The following is a 19,506-nucleotide window of genomic DNA, read 5'->3' as shown; positions in this document are numbered from 1 at the left end:
TAATTTACTGTAAATGAACTGGTACATTAAATAATACTGAATAAGGTATGCGCCCTTTTATTCTCCCATGAGATCCGCCATCCCTGTATATTCTTCGACTACCATTATTTTGAACTCTTAAAAAAAGATTGTCCACCTGTACTGGTAATACCTTATGTAAAATAGCATTACTACCCCCTATAGGTCGTAGTAATCCATGACCAAGTAACTCATGCGCCATAGTTCTACTGGGGTTTCTTTGACGATTTGTAGCAGGTTTGCCAGTAGAATTGTCTAAAATATCTGGTGGTGCAGGTACCGATTTTCCAATAATTACAAATGTAAAGGTCCCAGTGGCTGTTTCCCCGTTTCCTCCACCTACCGAAGCAAGTAAAGAGGCGTTAACATTTTTTCCTTCAATTGTTACCTTTTCATTTAGTTTTCTAACCTGAACCTCATGCACTTTAGATTTCGAGTTTATTGCCTCCTTGTAACCTTTTGCCAGTACTTTTGCAGGATTGCTTAAATTTTGCGTCGCCTCATTGAACTTACCCTCGTCTATTTCCCTAAAATTCCTTCCTTTTGTTCTGAATAATCTTCTTAATTTTCTAAATTCCTTTCCTTTAAATGTTCTTCGTATTAACTTTCGAGCTCTCCTTGCATCCTTCCTAGTGGTCCCTTGAACTGAATCGCCAGCAATTTCTTTAAAAAATATAGGATTATTAGCACCAAAATGATAAGGTGTCATAGATTGATACTTTTCCGCAAACCTATCAATCTTAATGAACCTAGCAATCGCGGGATCATAATCCCTCCACTTATAATCAATGGTATTTTTTCCAAGCTCCTCTGCCTCTTCTTCCCCTTGGAACCCATATTCATGATTTCTTCCTGTCTGATTATTGTTATATCCTCTATGCTTTAAGCCGAAAGGATAATAGTTGTTCTCCTCGCGTATCTCATTGATAGTAATGTTTTCATCATTATTGTCATCGCTATAGGATAAGCGGATATTACCTAAATAATCTTTGTATTGATAAATATAGCCATAACTTCCAATACCATCTTCCTCTACATAACCTTCCGTATGGGAGAAGAATTCCAATGTCGCATTGGCATTTGCTCCCATTTTTTTATAAATATAATTGCCACAATACTCCGTACTGACTACTGAAGTGCCTTCGGTTACTCTTTTCTCTAATTTCACCCCGGTCGCATCATAGACATATGCAATATTTCCAGTATTTTCATTGCCCTCTACTGAAACTGACGTAGGTAAATTTAGGTAATTATAGCTGATCCCGGTAATGCCTTTGTTGCGATCCAAAGTCATATTGCCATTGGCGTCATAAGCATAATCATCTCCCACAGTATTTCCATCAACAAAACCATAGTCTTTATTGCTTGCATCGGTAACGCTTAACAGTTTATTTCCAGTATCATAGGTGTAGGTTAGGTTATCCATGATACTATGATGACCCGATTGCCCTTCTACAGGGTTCTCCACCACATGCCCTCTTCTAAATAAACTCAAAATATTACCATTCTTGTCATAGGTAATGGGATTACTCAATCCTCCTTGGCTAGGTTTATATTCTCCTACATTAAAACGTCCCGAACGATCAATGGCGTTTTTTAACCGGTTCATCCCGTCATAGGTATAACGGTAGTAACGTCTCCCATTAAAAGTATTCTTACTTCTCCATTCCACACTGGCAATATTCCCGTTAAATAACGGGTCACTACCATTGGCCGATCTGTTGTAATGAATGCCCATGGCAAAGAGTTGATCGATGGCCGAATTGGATGCCGTAAGATCTGCCGTATTGATCCCTCTTAGCCATCCTCTAACATTATATGCATAGTTCATATCCTGCAAACGATTTCCATTCAAGGTATTTCCCACACTTTTATTGATGAGGAGGCCCAAATTGTCATAGGTGTTTTCCGCAATGACTTCAATCTCCTCATTCCCGATCTGATGCAATTGCTCCTTTAGTCTTGTAGCATGATCATAAGTAAAATATTCCTTTACTACGATTGGGGCATTTGTATCCTTGGTATGTGTGTTCCTACTTTCCAAGATTTTTCCAGCAAAATCCAACTTGCTCTCTACAATATCCGTAGCCACCAGATAATCGTTTTTGGTTGTTGCAATAATGTTCCTCCCTTTACTATCATAACCCACAAGATTGGTAATCCATTGGTTTGTCTCCAAAACTCTAATTTTACTCCCTGTAGCCAAACCTTGGGTCAATGGTGTAATTTGCTGTGTGAGCACGGTTCCACTTGGAGTATGTAATCCATTTTTGCTAAACGTATAGGTATCATAGTAGTTCACGGCAAGAATTTCATTGACCACCAGAGGCAAGGCGGTATTGGTATACTCAATATCCATTCCCGCTACTGTATTGGTCTGCCCATTAGGCAATTTTTGTTCGGAAATGGCAAATTCTGTACTTTCTATAATAAAATCCTGGGTATCCTGACGGTTAAAGGAAGAATTGGTAAAGGCGGTATACACCGGTCTTCCCAAAGCATCGTATTTGGTAGATAAGTACCTTCCTTGAGCTCTAAGATTGGGGTCTTGAGTCATTACTACCCGATCGGCCTTATCGTACACAATATACTCCCATCCCTTGCCCGGCAGCTTCTTTTCCACCAAACGATTCCTATAATCGTAACGGTATTGATAACTCAACTCACTTAATTCCGTAGCGCTAACACCGTCTGAGGTATCTACTTTTGGGGAAAATACAAAACTCAGTTGTCCAAAATTGTCGTACACATAATAGGTGTCATGAGGGACATTTTCAGCATAGGTACGTTTTAAAACGACCTGACCTTCTTTATTGGTAAATTCTTCGGTGGAATGGTCTTTATCAAAGGCTTGTCCTACCTGCCAATTTTCATCCCTGGTAATTGTCTTATACAATTGTGAAGGTGCATAATGCCCCTGTGTCACTAATTGCGGTAATTCGGTATCCCCATTTTGGAAAGTGACCTTAAAGTAACGTACTTCATTGGTCCCATTGGTTCCATATTCCATGCGCACTTCATGGTTATTCCCCAATTTCCAATCTTCTCCCGGAGCGGCTTGTTTAAAGGGTCTATTTAAAGGTGAAGCTTCCAAATCGGTCAACGAAAATGGGTTGATGTCTGGCGTAGCAATACCTTCAAAATCCTCCGCATAGGCCGTTTTATAATATTGCTTGGTCGCCAAATCCTGATCTCCAGTACGCAAACTCCCTATAACACCATTCGTTTTATAGGGCAGGTATTGTTGTGTAGATCTTCCAAATTGATCATAGCTTATATGAGTTAACACATCTTCTACCGAAGGAGCGCTCTTAATAGCTACCTGTTGCAAAGGTCTGCCCAAACCATCGAGATACATCGCGCTTTCCACCACATCTTCATTGTATTCCAAGGTATTGGCATTAATAGTGCTCATTTCTTTTTGGGGAATTCTAGTGAATATATAATTTTCATCGCCCAAGGTGACCTCTTGATAAAGTGTAGGTTGTTGGTTTCCGATCTGTCCTGTAGTTTCGGCAGTCAATCTCAAATTATCGATAGCAATATCTCCTTGCCAAGAAGCTGCCGAAGTTCCTGAGAATCGCAATTGTACAATATTCCCAACATAACTCGATAAATCCACTGTATGCTGTATCCAATCGGCACCTTGACTTCCACTTTGCGTCCAAATGTTGGCCCAACTCGCTCCATTATCCGTACTAGCTTCTATGTTTATGGTACCTACGGCATTCCCTAGCATTTGATAGTAATAACTAAGACTTGCGGTATCCTTATTTCTCAAATCAAAACAAGGGGAAGTCAAAATAGCATTCTTTGTAGGGTAATTGGGGCTGGACACTTCCATATAGATATAATGTGAACCTTCCTGTGCTCCTGTTGGTCCTGTTCCTGTGGAAGGTGTGGTAGCCGTTCTTAAAGTCCAATCAAAATCATCTGAAGTATCCTGTTGCCATACCCCAAAGGTATTTTCAAATCCTTCAGTATATGGAAAAGAACTGATTAGATTTGGACAATCTGTACTTTGTATAAAGTTCAGAGTCAGATTGTCTGTAGCCGTAAGGGTTCCTGTTCCTCCTGCTCCACTATAATAACGGATTTCAATAGCTACCGGACCAAGCTCTGGAGACCATACCGTGTAAGACGTCTCGCTGCTATTCCCAGCGATAGCGTAAGGAGCAGAGGTTTCGGGTTGCGTAATACCATTATATTCAAAAACCACACTCCCTGTAGTTAAATTATCCCTTAGCTCCGCCACTAAACTAATGGTAGTTCCAGTCAACGAAAAATCGATTGTTTCCCCGCCACTGATCACTTGTATTTCACTTCCGCCATTGGCATTCAATAAACGATAAATACCATAATTGGTATTCTGTGGAGCCAAAGTTTGAACATTTACCGTATTACTTGCGGAAGATAGGTTATTATCCCCATCTTGTGCAAGGACGTAAAAGGAATAGTTGGTATCAGCAGCTAGGCCATTGATCAGGGTATTGGTCCCTGTAACGGTTTGTACTAAGGTATTATTTTGAAATACTTGATAGCCCGTCACCCCATTATCATCTGTTGAAGCATTCCAATTCAATTGTACGCTTGAAGTACTGATATTGGATGCAACAAGATTTGAAGGTGCTGTAGGAGGGGTATCGGCAACAAAGGTAAGTTCTATTGTATCTGTCCCTTGTCGACTTCCTCCGCCAGAAGCGGCACTATAATAACGTACCTCAATAGAAACCGTGCCTAGGCCAGGAGTCCAAGGGTTATACGTTACACCGTTGGTATCTCCTGCAATGGCGTAGGGAGCAAAACTTTCTGTTTGGGTATTCCCATTCCAAATAAAACGTACACTTCCCGGCTGAGGCGATGCCTGCGCCACAAGACTAATTGCAGCTGCTGGAAGGGTTATGGTCTCTCCGCCACTAACGGTCTGTAGAACGGATCCATCAGCCGCATTCAAGAGTTGGTAAGTACCATAATTACCGGAATTTGAGTTTAAAGTAATCACATTTATGGTATTGCTAGAAGGCGATGTATTTGCATCTGCATCTATGGCCCTAACATAAAATGGATAGGGCGTATTTGGAGTCAACCCTGTCACTGTAGTACTTGTCGTGGTCACCGTCTGGATCCGCTGTCCATTTTGATACACCTCATAACCTGTTACACCATTATCATCTGTGGAGGCGGTCCAGGACAATACTACCGTTGTTGAAGTAGTATTCGATGCACTAAGATTACTTGGTGCCGATGGTGGGGCGCTTCCACAATTATTGGTAGGGGAACTAATGGTTGGACATTGATCATCACTATTGCCCACAAATCCTGCAGGAGCTGTACAGCTAGGTGCACTTGGGTCGTTTGGATCTCCTAAACCATCCCCATCGGTATCGGCATACCAAATTTGCCCATTATCTATGGTATAGTCAATACGCACTGCCGTTCCCCAACATCCATTGGTAGTCCTAGGTCTTAAATAGTGCGTAGTTCCTGTGGTCAATTGAATGCTGGTTGCCGCATTTACGCTAGCGGAAGAAGTCCCTATTGGTGAAGTTTGCCAAAACCATCCTATTCCGGAAGGTGGGGTTCCTCTTGTCAAAGTTACACTCCCGCAACTATTTTGAATGGAAGGCAATGGTGGGGTTGATGGCAAAGGTGTAACCGTAACTTTAATCGAATTGGAAACAACCGTCTGATTGCCACAGGAAGTTACCGCTCTACGATACCAGCGTGAGGTGGTCAATCCACCAGGGGGGTTGTATGTACTCACCGTTGCTCCGCTAATATTGGTCCACCCCGTACTGCCATTGTTTGAAAATTGCCATTGATAAGTATACGAACCATTTCCTTCAGAAGGAAGCGCAGTACTGCTCAATCCGGCAGGATTACCTCCCTCACAAACGGTTTGCACACCAGCAATGCTGCCAGGAAGCAATTGATCTATAGTAGTTACTGCTATACTTGCTGAGGCTGCACTCCACTGGCCAGAAGAATTTCTGGCCCTGATATAATAGGTTCCAGTGCTACTTACTTTAAAAGCAGTTCCACTACCCAAATCGGTACGGGTGCCATTGGCATTGGTCCCTTGCCAATACCAGATTACCCCACTCGGTGGATTTCCATTACGCCCCAGTGTTGTTTCCCCACAATTGCTAGAGGTAATAAATGGCGTAGCCGGCGTAGCTGGTCTTCCATCTTGTACCGTAACTGCCAAGGTAAAAGAAAAGCTTTGAAACGAAGAATTTACAGAGTTTGCCCTAACTTCTGCCGCGCCTGCATTATCAAATCTCACTATAGCGGTATTTAAGGTACTCGAAATAAGCGTTGCATTGGTCAAGGACCAATTGGTATCGATTATGGAAGGGGAAGACAAAGTATACGTTTCCGTATCCCCAACCTGCACCGTGGTAGGACCAGAAACTATATAACTCTGTCCATAAGAAGTTGCACAATAAAATATGCCCAGCAAAAGGGTCAAAACCAGCTTTTGCATTGCATTGATTGTATGTATATTTTTCATGATTTTGATCGTTTGTGGATTAGTTTTGGCCTTTGTATTTGTATTCGTTTTCGGAAAGAATAAAGCCTTCAGCATCTTTAACACGTGCTAGGCGACGAGAACCATCGTATTCATAGGTAGTGAGATATCCTCTTGGATCTTTCATACTAGAAATTCCAACGCCTTGTTTATAACTATAGGTGGTAACCAGAGCCTCTGGAAAAGCAGTGCGCACTTTATCCAAAATAGTTTGCATACGCTCATCGGCAATCAAACTGCTTAAAATTTCTTGATATTCTGCATTGGTCAATGCTGCACGTACTTGATCAAAAGTTGCATTTACAATCTTGGCCACAGGATACATTTTGTTATGATATCCCCATACATAGGATACTGGGGTCTCATCGTTCATCTGATACTGCAGCAAGTTGCCAAACTCATCATAGCGATCATATTTTACTCTTCTATTTAAAACATCAGTACCTTTCTGTGTAGAGACTGATCCAGGTTGATATATTCCTTCCTGGAGGATGTAATCCGTAACCTTTCTTCCTACTTGAATCGTAGTAGTTCCTTCGGTGTTAAATCCTTTGATTTCTACCGGCATTGCCCTGCGATTTTGTATGGTAAGTTGTCCCATATTAGGCCTGCTACTTTCCGAAGGATACGTAGTCTCTGTACTTAAAATTTCATCTTCACTATTAATAGTAGCGGTTCGCGTAGGCCAAAAATGGCGCTGCAGTCCTGTGTTATTTTTGCTCGCATACTCGTAATTCATTACAGTTTGAACCGTTTCCCTATTTGCCGTATTTTCGTTAAAATACTCTTCGGTCACCGTACTATCCAGCAGCGCTACTTTTCCTAAAAGCTGATAACGGAAGTGGTGTGGGATATTCGCTGGACCATAATGCATTTTCCAGGAATTCACATTGGAAACGGCCAATGTTTCATAGGAATAGCTGGTTTTCTTGACTTCCCTTCCGATATCGTTCAATAAAATTTCTTCTCGCATTTTCCCATTGAGATGTTCAAAGGAATTGGGTGTTACCCCTAAATAATACACATCGCCGTAGGACACAAAGCGATTTCTCCCTCCGAGATTCAGACTTGCGTTATAGACTCCAAATTCGGGAACAATACCTACAAAGCGGAGGTAATGACTATTAGGTTCATTATAATAGGAGCATATTTTTTTTCCAATATCGTTCCCCAAAGAATCCACAGACCGTTCCATTACTTGAGAATAGCTTACGTGCGCCCCTGGTCCCATTAAATGATTGGAGGAACTCATTTGGATATTGGTACCATCATATCCTTCGGGGGTATAGTCAAAATATCCTTGTTTGGAATGAAAAATGAGTTCGTTCATCAGAACTCCCGAGGAAGTGGTGACTCCCTTGTCCTGATGGGTATATTCAAATTCTTTTTTAGTCAGGAATTCATCATTAAAGCCCCTATTGGTAATGCTCTTAATGCGAGCACCTCCTACCTCATATTCCCGAATCAGTGGAAACTGAACTGGAGGGGGTGTATTGAAGACCGAAACATTTACGTTTAAAATCCGTAATGCCAAGCTATTGCCCAAGCCCGTATTCACTGACAATGTATAGGTGCCATTGGGCAAATTAAAATTATAGGTATTCAAGGACGTTTCCCGAAGGTCAATAAAATTGAAGGTCTGATTTGGATTATTAACGTTGGTAATGGTAATAGCATAATTTCCTTGAATAAAGTTACAGGCATTGGCAATGGGAACATTCTGCTGGCATTCTATTTCCAATGTAATTTGAAGGTTATTGCTGGTAAACAAAATATCAGAACCTTCTACCGTAAAGGTATCCCCAGATGCAATTGTGGCGCCACCTTGCCCTTGGATCAAGGCACGTTCCAAATATTGGAAGTTGTATTTTAATTCGGGGGAATTCCCAGGAAAATCCACGTCATTCTTTGGTTCATCTATAAGTCGATCTGGGGTTTCCACCGTTGCCCTATTCCCTTCGTATTCAAAAAGAGAATACCCTTTGGTGGGATAGGTCATTTTGGTAAGCATCCCAATTTTCCCAAAATTAAAATTACTGCTTCTGCTGGCCCCTTCAAACAGTATATAACGTTCTGAGAAGCCATTTCCATTGCTTCTGCTCGCTCGTACAAATCTGCCAAAAGTGGGAATTCTCAAGGTGTAAATTCCATCGGTATTCGCCTCTCCATTGTAAAAGCCCCAGAAATCTTGGGAAGGGGAATCCTTTTTGGGCAGGGCATTGGGCTGTTCATATTCAAAAGTATAGTTCTGATCGTCTATCGCTACATTATCCAGTTTTAATCGTAGATAGCCCTCTTTTTCCGGGTCGTTAAGCCTATTTTCATTGAAGTAGCTATAATTCAGCTGTGCCGTTTTAATCGTTTGATTCGCTTTATTTTTTACCGTAATCGTAGATAATTTCCGTTGAATATTACCTGGATTAAAAATGGCATTGGCATTCCCTGGGCCTCCGGCAATCACATTATGGGCATCCCAGTTGTACAGATCCTCCCTATTGGTCAATCCAAAATTGACTTCTCCAAAATCTCCATGGATACGACTGAGATATTTGGTCTGGATTACCGTTATATTGCAATCTACCCCAAGAGTGGCCTGGGTGTATCCATACACTTCAAAATCAGGCGCACCATTAACATTTACAGTTTGCGAATTGGTAAAACTAGGATAGGTAAGATGAGCTCCATCTTGATATTCAAAGTACAAAGTTCTATTATAAGGAGACTCAATACGATCTAAGAACCAAGATAAGGTTGAGTTCCGTACTTTAGTTCTATCTATACCCAATCCCACAATTCTCCGTACTTCGGATTCACGGACAAAACCATCGGTATTATTGTATGGACTTTGAAGGGTTCTATAGGGATCCGAAACTTCTCGACTTTCAAAAAAGTAATGAAAGCCTTGCGCGTCTATCACTTCAAAACGCATATCGTTATGATAATACCGCACAATTAGATCCGCGTTATCATAATTCACTCCCTCTACATATTGAGTACTTGGAGAATCTGCGATTTTGGTAAGTGTAAAACTATAACTCCCTCCAAAGAGGTTAACCGTGAACAGATCGGGTTCTACATCTATTTCGCTTGTAGCTTGATGAGCACCTAGCAACTCCAACGAATCTGCCGGACTTAGTTGGGGAAAAGCTGCATTGGGATTGACCGGGTTATAGGTCCTAGCATGTATATATCCTGTACCATTCCGCAACAGCACATCATCAAATCCTTTTATTTGTCTACTTATTACGGCATTGGCCGATAAATTCCAACCCAAGCCTACCCAAGTGGCCTCCTGTGAAACACGTATTCCTGAGGAATTGTAGGATAATCCTATGGGAATACTTATCCCATCAAAGTCTATTGTATGAATAGGAACACCAACATTGGTGGTTCCTGTATATTTTCCTACGGCCAAATCACCAAACTTTCCCAATTCTGCAACATCAGGTCCTTTCGGAATACGTTCTACATAGTGTTCTGGATTGTCAAAAGTAAAATCTTGTACTTGCGCTGTGCCCCATACGCCATACAACAGGCCAATGAGGGTAAAGACAATGTATTTCTTTCCAGTTTTTGTTATCATCTTCTAGTGGATTTGATTGTTAATGTTTCTCAAGTATATTTGGAGTATAGCATCCTCTTTCCGAGGTCTATTATTTGTATATGGCAATAGTATTCGCCCTATAGGAAATATCAATAGTATGTTCAGGTGTTTCATCTGTAGTGGTTTGGTTTCTACACAAGTTATTCTCGTGTTTCTTCTCATTTATGTCACCACTTAAAGGAATGTTACGGGAAAAAGTAAGTTTATTTTCAACTTTTATAGAAAAAAGACAAATAGGCATTTTAGCTGTATATTTGACCACGGGAATACCACCTTACCTTTGGTCATTTATTTCAGGAGTTTATAGCGCTCTTGTCTTGTTTGTGGTTATCCCGAAAATATCTTAAGACAATATCAAAAAGATCAGCCCAATGATGCAATACCCTTCTTTTCTCAAATGCAATCTATTTCTATTTTTAGTGCTCTTTTCAGTAAACTCGACGGCACAAAAGAAGACCGAATTGGAACGCAATACCGCTATTGTAGACTCCATATTTTTAGAAAAAGATTATGAAAACACCCTAATTTAATTAGAGGAATTTCGCGATCAACTTGAAAAGAACGAGAATTGGAAAGCACTTGCCCGTTATTTGAATAAAACGGCCGCCACCTATTATAGCATGCGAAAATATAATGAAGCAAAACCCTATCTGGAAAAATCATTGAAGGTCGTAAAAAAACTGAACGAGCCTTCTATGGAAGAAGCTTTGGCCTTGCACCATTTTGCTATCTACTATCAGTTCAAGTCCAATCTGCGGGGTGCTCTGGAAAGTTATTCCAAAGCATTGGATATCCATAAAAAAATACTGCCAAATGACCACGCTTCGTTAGCTGACAGTTATCTAAAAGTTGCCTATATGTTGGGGTGGACAGGAAAATATGATAAAGCACTGGAACACCTTGCCCTGCACGGGGAGGTCAACCATAAGGACCCCAAACAGTCCAAACTTTATTTTACAAAGGTCAAAGATAGCATTGAGGACAACTATCTATATGCCCATGAGCTTTTTACTCTTAAATTGCCCGCCGAGCTGGCCGTATTGAGCGCATGCGAAACAGGATCTGGTGAGATTGCCACCGGAGAGGGCATTATGAGTATCGGTAACGCTTTCCAATATGCAGGGACCAAGAGCCTGTTATTGAGCAGCTGGAAGGTCTCCGACCAAGTGGCACCAGAGCTCATGAAATTGTTCTATCAAAACCTTGAGAACGGGCTTACAAAACCCAAGGCCTTGCAAAAAGCAAAATTAGACTATTTGGAAAATACTTCCAGTATCAGGGCCAATCCATTCTACTGGGGAAGTTTCTATATTATCGGGGATATTTCTCCCATTGACATTGGAGGTAACAATACTTTTGCCTTTCTGGGAATTACACTCTTAATCCTTGGTATCATAGGCTTTTTCCTGCTTAAACATTTTAGAAAAAAGAGATAATTGTATACTCAAATCATAGTATCTTTGATAAAACCTTACCTAAAACAGGTAACATTATCCGCCTTTTGGACATTATTATATGAGCGATTACCATGACGATGAAAGTATAAGTGGTCTTTTATCTGGTGATGATACGATTATCAGCACTTTTTATAAAAAAAACTTCCCTGCAGTAAAACAATACATTGTTAAAAACTCAGGAACAGAGGCCGATGCCAAAGACATTTTTCAAGATGCCCTGGTATTAACTTATCAAAAATTGAAATCACTTGACCTTCGCTTGGAATGTTCTTTGGCAACCTATGTTTTTGCAGTAAGCAGAAATCTATGGATGAATACATTACGAAAAAGAAAGCGTGAAATTCTCTATGATGATTTTCCAAAAATCTCAAAAGAGACGGATGAGGATATTCTAGATTTCTTGCATAGAAAGGAACAATACAATCTGTATCAAAAATACTTTCTTAGCTTAGGAAAGGAATGTCAAAAGCTCTTGAGTTATTTTTTCTCTGGGAAAAGTATGCAGGAAATCTCAAAAAGAATGAATTATTCTGTTGGGTATACCAGAAAAAAAAAGTTTGATTGTAAAAAGCAATTGCTGAATTCAATAGAAAAAAGTGCTACTTATATTGAATTAAAAGTAAAACCTTCTAAAGGCAACAAATCATGATGGAGCGGAATCAGGAATTGTTTGAAAAAATCGAGGCGTATCTAGAAGGGAAACTTTCTCCTAAAGACAAGCGTATTTTTGAAAAAAGAATAGAAGGAGATGCTTTCCTCCAAAAGGAAGTGGAAACACATCGAAAAATGAAGGCGGCCCTAGAAGATACTGGTGCAATACATTTTAGAGCCAAGATTAGAAGCATTGAAGAAAAATTAAAGGAAGAAGAAAGACCTAAAAGAATTTCTAGTTCCTGGTGGAGAATAGCAGCTTCATTCCTTCTAGTTATAGGGGTATCTACAATCTTATGGTTGCAATTGCGACCCAATCCCGATTTATTTCAAGGCTATTATTCTCCTTACCCTGTAGAAGATACCATGAGAGGAACACAAACCAATATTCTAAAAGAATCATTGCAAGATTACTCCAATGGGAACTACAACCAGGCCATTCCTAAAATAAAGAAATTACTTAAAGAATATCCCGAAAAAGAAATTTATCAACTGTACCTCGGGAATTGTTTTTTAAATATGGGAGAAGAAATGCAAGCTTTATCCATTTTTGGAAATTTCCCAAAGGACAGCCCTTTTCATGAAGATGCACAATGGTATTTGGCGCTCACCCATTTAAAACTAAATAACATCCCTAAAACTCAAGCCGTACTAGAAAATCTCATTGAATATCAGGGGGTTTATGAAAAAGAAGCTAGGAGTTTGTTGCAGAAAATCAGTGCATTGAAAAAGCAATAGTTTAGCATTCCTTCCCAACCCATTGAAATATACGGTTTTTCTTTGCTTTCCATTTGAATTCCGTGTAAATTTTCTATATATTCGATATGTAATGGTGTATTTTTCCCTATTCGCGAAATAGAATACGCTCTTATTCCTTGCGCTTTGCATTTTATGTTCTAAATGCGTGACAAATCTGTAAAAAATCAAAGGATTTTACTGAAAAAATAGGCTGACTTAAACAAATTTTAATTTTAGTTAAAAATGAGTACGATGTATTTCAAGAAAAAAATACCAGGAATCAACCTACAGGAAATGTTGATTGTTTTGGCCATTATAGGTATTCTATTGTTGTTGGCACTTCCCAATCTGATGCCCTTGATCACCAAGGCGAAAAGTGTGGAAGCACAAACGCAACTCAAGTTTATTTACAATGCGCAGACCACCCATCGCTATATGTATAGCAAATTCAGTCCAAATATCAATGAGTTGGATTTTGAAGCCCCTAAAACAGTCAAAGAAAATGGATCGGCCAATTATCGATATCAAATCATCAGTGCGGACAATGCAACGTTTAAAGCACGTGCCGAGGCTGTTACAGATTTTAACGGGAATGGGGTTTTTAATGTTTGGGAAATCGATGAGACCGGAAACCCTAAACAAATTGTAAAAGATTGATTTTAACCGTAAAACTATTGATTATAATGTGCTGTATATCTATTGGTTTCCAAGATTTTAAGGAAAGAGCCGTTTATTGGTTTCTTTTTCCAATTTTGGGGATCTTTTTAGGTTTTCTTCACTATAAGCATGTACTTCAAGTGCTTTTTTTCAGCCATATTCTCGTTAACCTGGTCTTAATTACCGCAATTCTTCTCATCTTGTTGGTGTACAGCAAATTCATTGTCAAGAAGAAGTTTCTCAATCATAGCTTTGGACTGGGAGATGTATTGCTTTTTTATGCTTTTGCCCTAGGTTTTCCTTCGGTGACCTTTATTGTATTGTTTTCTTGTAGTATCCTATTCTCGGCCATCGTATTTTTCGCCCTCAGAAAAAGCCTACATTTAAAGACCGTTCCCCTGGCAGGGCTTATGGCATTGTTTTTAGTTTTTATTTTTTCCTATAGCCTTATTCGTCATACCCCATCCTTATATCTTCTCTAATCATGGACAATGGGAACTTTCATATCACAACGGCTCTCAGGCAACGCATCAGTGCGGAGCAAGCCTTTCATTATAGGATTATTCCCGTTTCAGATCAGGATGGCACTTTAATCTTCAAAACGGATACCAGCAAGGTTTCCGATTTGTTGTCCGAGTTAAAGATCATATTGGATATTCCACTTTCCTTGGAACAGTGTGGAAGTGACGAACTACAAAACTATCTAACGGCCAATTATAGGCAAACTCAAGGCGTTTCCACCAGTAATCTGAACTACAGCCCGGATTTCCTGGAAAAAATACTACATACGGCCAAAGAAATCGGCAGTAGCGATATTCACTTTGAGCCCTACGAAACACGATGTCGTATCCGTTTTCGTCTAGACGGAAAACTTGTGGAACAATACAGCATTCCCATCAACGAATATCCCACTATTATCAATAAAATTAAAATCAGGGCCGATCTGGATATTGCGGAGAAGCGCCTGCCTCAAGATGGACGGATCACCGTAAAATCTTCTGGAACGGAGTTCGATATCCGGGTGTCTTCCTTACCTACTTTGTTTGGGGAAAAAATAGTATTACGAATCTTAAGTAGGGATACAGAAGCCATTAACATCACAGATCTTGGCTTTAGCGAAAGGGAGCTACGCACCTACCGTGAAGGGATAAAAAAACCCAATGGCATGGTCTTAATTTCCGGACCCACAGGTTCTGGAAAGACCACTACGCTATATGCCACCTTAAAACTCCTAAACGATAGCAAAACCAATATTCTCACCATAGAAGATCCCATTGAATATACTTTGGAAGGGGTTAACCAGGTGCAGTTACGGGAAAACATAGGAATGGACTTTGCCAGTGCCCTACGCACTTTTCTGCGACAGGATCCAGATATTATTATGGTCGGAGAAATACGAGATGTAAAAACAGCCAATATGGCCATTAGAGCTGCACTCACAGGGCATCTTGTACTTTCTACCATACATACCAATTCTGCCTGGGCCACGATTTCCCGCCTCATCGATATGGGGGTCCCCCCTTTTTTGATTGCAAGTACTTTAAATCTCAGTGTTGCCCAACGCCTAGTGCGCAAACTGTGTGAATATTGCAAGCATAAGGATATAATAACACAAGGGCTTTTTCCAGAGAATTTTGTGATTCCCAAGGATTTTTCCCATCACTATAAAGCTGTGGGCTGTACCAAATGCCACCATACCGGATATCGGGGGCGAAAAGCTATTTATGAAATTATTCCCATTACCACGGAATTGTTGACCCATATTAAGAACAATGCTCTGGAAATCGATGATTACTTAGAAAAAAACAATACCATAACCTTACATCAAAATGCCATACAAATGATCAAAGCTGGAGTTACTTCCGTCGACGAGGTGTATGCGCTGCTAACTCAATAACGCATGAAAAAAAGTCTCTTACTTCTATTTTGTTTTATCACCATATGCTCCCATGCACAGGAACAAGATGGAAGATTGCAGAACATTAAAAATAATCTGGAACTACTGGCCGTAGACAATCCTGGCCTCACAGAAAACTTAAAGGTAGATATTAATATTACCAACGTCACCTTGCCCAATTTTATTCTGGCCGTATCTAAACTCCATCGCCTAAATATTACCGTAGATCCCAGTTTACAAAATATCAATTTTGTAAAAAACTTCTCTAATGTTACGGTGGCAGATCTTCTGATTTTTATTTGTAAAACCTATGATCTTGATATTGATTTTACCGGCAATATTATGTCGATACGAAAATATAATGCTCCTCCTCCCCCCATTATAGAAAAGGAACTTCTCGTCAATTTTGATGCGATAAACAATTATTTGTCCCTTGATCTCAATAATGATCCTCTGGATAAGGTATTTCGTAAAATCATTGATGTATCGGGGCAAAACCTACTCTACAATAATGGGATGGAAAATTTGCCCTTAAATCTTTATGTAAATAACGTGCCTTTTGAGATCGCCATAGAAAAACTGGCCGAACTCAATGGGTTGATTTTTTCGAAATCGCGTGATGGTTTCTACCTTTTTAGCACGAACAATCCCGATGGAAATGCATCTTCTCCGGGTGGTGGTTCTGGCTTTTCCAGGGGAGGAAACTATAATTATCAGGTAGTGGATACGATCAATAGGGTATTGAACGTTGATTTTGAAAATGTCCCTGTAGTGGATATCATTAACGAAATAAGTCATGATCTCAATTTAAATATCTATGTGGCCACGCCTTTGGAAGAGGCGGGCAATGTCACCTTTAAGGCAAAACAAATCTATTATGATACCCTCTTGGAACGCATTTTTGAAAATGCCACTCCTGTTGGCATTGGTTTTTCAGATGCAAACAATACTGCTAGTGGCACGCGGATCGGTCGTACACAAGGGCAAAACGCAGCGCAAAACCCTCCAATAGCGGCACAGGCCATTACCAGTTTCACTTTTAAAAAAGAAAATGACATTTATTTTTTTGGTACTGGAGATCAGCTCAGTGTTCGCAAGGTTGAAGTGATTCAAATGATGCATCGATCTATAGAATTACTCAGCGATCCAACGCCCTATTCAGGAGGAGCACGATCCGCCGGTAGAACTTCCAATAGCAATATTAATTTTGTAGGAGGTGGGGGTCTTAACAATCAAGGGTTCAATAATAACCAAGGATTGAACAATGGAGGTTTAAGAAACAATAATGGTTCTAGACGGATCGATACACGTTCTACATCCTTTCAATCTTTTGATACCAACGTGGATGCTTTGGTCAATATTCTGCCGGATGATGTTAAAACTGATCTCGATATTAAAATAGACCTGGAGTTGAACAGTTTTTTGGTTTCTGGCCCTACTGCAAATATCAATCGTTTTAAAACCTTCATTAAAGAAATTGATAAGCCTGTTCCCATGGTGCTTATTGAAGTAATGATTTTGGAAGTCCGCAAATCTTCCACGGTAGAAACTGGAATCAGCTGGGGAATAGGAGATGCTCCTGTAGAGACTAGAGGAGGTATTTTTCCTGAAACCAATATCACCCTTGGCGCCAATACCGTAAACAAAATTATTGGCGGTTTCGATGGTTTTGGTTCTTTTAATATTGGAAGGGTAGTCCCTAACTTTTTTGCTACGATCCAGGCCATGGAAACCAATGGGAATTTAAAAATCCGGTCTTCTCCCAAATTGTCTACTATGAATGGGCATCGCGCCAACCTTTCTATTGGAGAAACGCAGTATTATGTAGTCACCAGTCAAAACTTTTTTGGTTCTCAAATCCCCACAACTTCAGAGATTCGGAATTTTCAGCCTATTGATGCCGAATTGGGCATTAGCATAAAACCATTGGTCTCCGGTAATGGACAGGTGACCTTGGATATCAATGTGGTGCAATCTGATTTTAATGGGGAACGTATTGAAGAGGATGCGCCCCCGGGACTTACTTCCCGCGAATTTAGCTCCATTATCCGTATGCAAAATCAGGATATTGCTATCTTAGGAGGTTTAGAGGAAAAAGTAAAAAACGATGCAGGAAGTGGTGTTCCCTTTCTTGCGAGAATACCGGTAATCAAATGGCTTTTCAGCAAGAAAAGACGAGAGGATCGCAAACAAAAATTAACGATTCTTATTAAACCTACGGTGATCTACCAATGATCGAAAAAATACGTACATATTTTAACGAAGGTGCTATTTACTATGGTATAGAAGCCTGTGAGCAAGAGGGGAATCTTATTTTTCATTTGCTTGAATTACAGCGGAAAAAGGGCACATTTTTTATCACCAATACGCAATCCTTAAGTGCATTGGAAGAAATCAGCACCCATATTAAGAAGAACACTCCCTTGTTTCTTGCCATTAACACTTCTCATGTTCTTACTAAAATAAGTACGCAATCAGGAACTCCGAACGAAGCCCTGGTACATCAAACATTTCCGAATCTGGATTTTGAAAATTTCTATTATGAAGTAGCTCCCATGGGAGGAAAAACGATGGTTTCCATTGCGAAAAAAACCCAAGTACAAAAGATTCTCGACCAATTCAAAGCGCAAAAGCTATCCTTGATCGATTTTTCATTGGGCATTTCTGCAGTAAAAACCCTTAACAGTTATTTGGCCAATAACACCCTTTATCTCTCCAATACTAAAATTGTGATACAAGAGGGAACCATTGAAAATACCCTTTCTTTTTCAGATCAAGAACAGCACAGTTCTTTTTCCAATGACATTAATGGACTTCAGGTTCCTCAAAATGGGGTTCTGGGCTTCGCCAATATCCTTAAACACCTATCCAAGGATCAACGCAACTTTATTAATTTTCAGGATGAGGTCAGCACACAGGAAAGAGAATTTAAAGACAAACGGCATTTTGAAATTTTGCTAAAAGCCTCCCTTGCTGCCATTCTGGGCCTATTACTGATCAATTTTTTGTTTTTCAATCATTATTATGGGAAAGTAGAGACGCTAAAAACATCTTCCGAGGTAAACAGTACCAATAAAGCACGCTTAAATGAACTTAAAACCATTGTAGAACAAAAAGAGGAGCGTGTAAACACCATACTGGCAACATCGAATTCCAAAGTTTCCTTTTATCTGGATGCCTTGGCACAAAGTATTCCCCATACCATTCTTTTAAATGTTATACAGTACCAACCTTTAAAAAAACCTCCGCGTCCTTCCAAACCAATTGAATATGATGAAAATACCATTACGGTTTCCGGTTCCACTACAGATGGTGCCGTATTCTCTTCTTGGCTGGAAACTTTGGAAGCATTGGACTGGATACATAGTGCGGAAACCACAGATTACGATTACGGTACTAACAATAGCTCTAATTTCTCGATCAAAATAGTAATGAATGACCAGTAAAACCAAAAAAAATAGCCTGATATTCGTCATTGTACTCGTGTTTTTTGCGTGCTACCAATTTGCGATATCCAATACGTTGGATTTGCGAAAAGAGTATATTGCCTTAAGCAAAGAAGAAACGCGTTTTAAGGATATTCCCAAGCAACTTTCTATTTTATCCGGAAAACAACAGCATTACGATTCCTTATTAACGAAAATGAATCTTGGGAATACGTCTATGGAAAATAACTTGATCAAAGCGATCAATACTACAGCACAAACCAATTCATTAAAAGTAATAGATTTCAATAGGCCTCATATTTATGAGGATAAAGGTGGAGCTTTACATACCTTTGATTTTACATTGGAAGGAAGCTTTACCCAAATTTTAAAGGGGGTTTATCATTTGGAGCAAGAAGGTAATTTTGGCGAAATCGTGCATCTTAATTTTGAGAAAAAAAGGAATTACAATACCCGAAAAGATTTCTTGAACGCCACCTTTTTTTTACAACACATAAAATAGCTTC

The 19,506-nt window shown here is 39.8% G+C and carries 12 protein-coding genes; 10 read left to right on the top strand and 2 right to left on the bottom strand.

Annotated features, from left to right (window positions below):
* Nucleotides 1-4 precede the first annotated feature (4 nt).
* Nucleotides 5-6,532 carry a DUF6443 domain-containing protein gene (locus ACEXOE_RS08025; protein ID WP_394748223.1) on the bottom strand — a complete coding sequence of 2,176 codons (6,528 nt, stop codon included), beginning with the start codon at nt 6,530-6,532 and terminating at the stop codon, nt 5-7.
* Nucleotides 6,533-6,551: 19 nt separating this feature from the next.
* On the bottom strand, nt 6,552-10,133 hold the full coding sequence (locus ACEXOE_RS08020; protein ID WP_394748222.1) for a hypothetical protein: 3,582 nt from the start codon (nt 10,131-10,133) through the stop codon (nt 6,552-6,554).
* Nucleotides 10,134-10,525: 392 nt separating this feature from the next.
* Between ACEXOE_RS08020 and ACEXOE_RS08015 the strand changes: the two genes are divergently transcribed.
* The 10 genes from ACEXOE_RS08015 to ACEXOE_RS07970 all read left to right on the top strand — a co-directional run bounded on the left by ACEXOE_RS08015 (nt 10,526) and on the right by ACEXOE_RS07970 (nt 19,502).
* Nucleotides 10,526-10,684 (top strand): hypothetical protein, encoded by a 159-nt coding sequence (locus ACEXOE_RS08015; protein WP_394748221.1) that lies wholly within the window; start codon nt 10,526-10,528, stop codon nt 10,682-10,684.
* A 60-nt stretch (nt 10,685-10,744) separates the two neighbouring features.
* Nucleotides 10,745-11,590, top strand: coding sequence for a CHAT domain-containing protein (locus ACEXOE_RS08010; RefSeq protein WP_394748220.1), 846 nt, complete (start codon nt 10,745-10,747; stop codon nt 11,588-11,590).
* A gap of 79 nt (nt 11,591-11,669) precedes the next feature.
* Nucleotides 11,670-12,260 (top strand): RNA polymerase sigma factor, encoded by a 591-nt coding sequence (locus ACEXOE_RS08005; RefSeq protein WP_394748219.1) that lies wholly within the window; start codon nt 11,670-11,672, stop codon nt 12,258-12,260.
* On the top strand, nt 12,257-13,000 hold the full coding sequence (locus ACEXOE_RS08000) for a hypothetical protein (RefSeq protein WP_394748218.1): 744 nt from the start codon (nt 12,257-12,259) through the stop codon (nt 12,998-13,000). The genes ACEXOE_RS08005 and ACEXOE_RS08000 overlap by 4 nt, the downstream gene beginning before the upstream one ends.
* 252 nt (nt 13,001-13,252) lie before the next feature.
* Complete coding sequence (locus tag ACEXOE_RS07995) at nt 13,253-13,657, top strand: prepilin-type N-terminal cleavage/methylation domain-containing protein (protein ID WP_394748217.1); 405 nt, start codon at nt 13,253-13,255, stop codon at nt 13,655-13,657.
* A gap of 26 nt (nt 13,658-13,683) precedes the next feature.
* Nucleotides 13,684-14,139, top strand: coding sequence for a hypothetical protein (locus ACEXOE_RS07990; protein WP_394748216.1), 456 nt, complete (start codon nt 13,684-13,686; stop codon nt 14,137-14,139).
* Between the two features lie 2 nt (nt 14,140-14,141).
* Nucleotides 14,142-15,554: a GspE/PulE family protein gene (locus ACEXOE_RS07985; RefSeq protein ID WP_394748215.1), complete on the top strand. Its 1,413-nt coding sequence runs from the start codon at nt 14,142-14,144 to the stop codon at nt 15,552-15,554.
* A 3-nt stretch (nt 15,555-15,557) separates the two neighbouring features.
* The gene (locus ACEXOE_RS07980; protein WP_394748214.1) at nt 15,558-17,789 is read left to right on the top strand and encodes a type II secretion system protein GspD; all 2,232 of its coding nucleotides are present in this window, start codon (nt 15,558-15,560) and stop codon (nt 17,787-17,789) included.
* On the top strand, nt 17,786-19,000 hold the full coding sequence (locus tag ACEXOE_RS07975) for a hypothetical protein (protein WP_394748213.1): 1,215 nt from the start codon (nt 17,786-17,788) through the stop codon (nt 18,998-19,000). Before ACEXOE_RS07980 ends, ACEXOE_RS07975 begins: the two co-directional genes overlap by 4 nt.
* Complete coding sequence (locus ACEXOE_RS07970; protein ID WP_394748212.1) at nt 18,990-19,502, top strand: hypothetical protein; 513 nt, start codon at nt 18,990-18,992, stop codon at nt 19,500-19,502. The genes ACEXOE_RS07975 and ACEXOE_RS07970 overlap by 11 nt, the downstream gene beginning before the upstream one ends.
* The last annotated feature ends 4 nt before the right edge of the window (nt 19,503-19,506 follow it).

Origin of the sequence: Spongiimicrobium salis, assembly GCF_043678055.1 — a bacterium.
Lineage (GTDB): Bacteria > Bacteroidota > Bacteroidia > Flavobacteriales > Flavobacteriaceae > Spongiimicrobium > Spongiimicrobium salis.
This window is presented reverse-complemented; position numbering and strand designations above follow the sequence as displayed.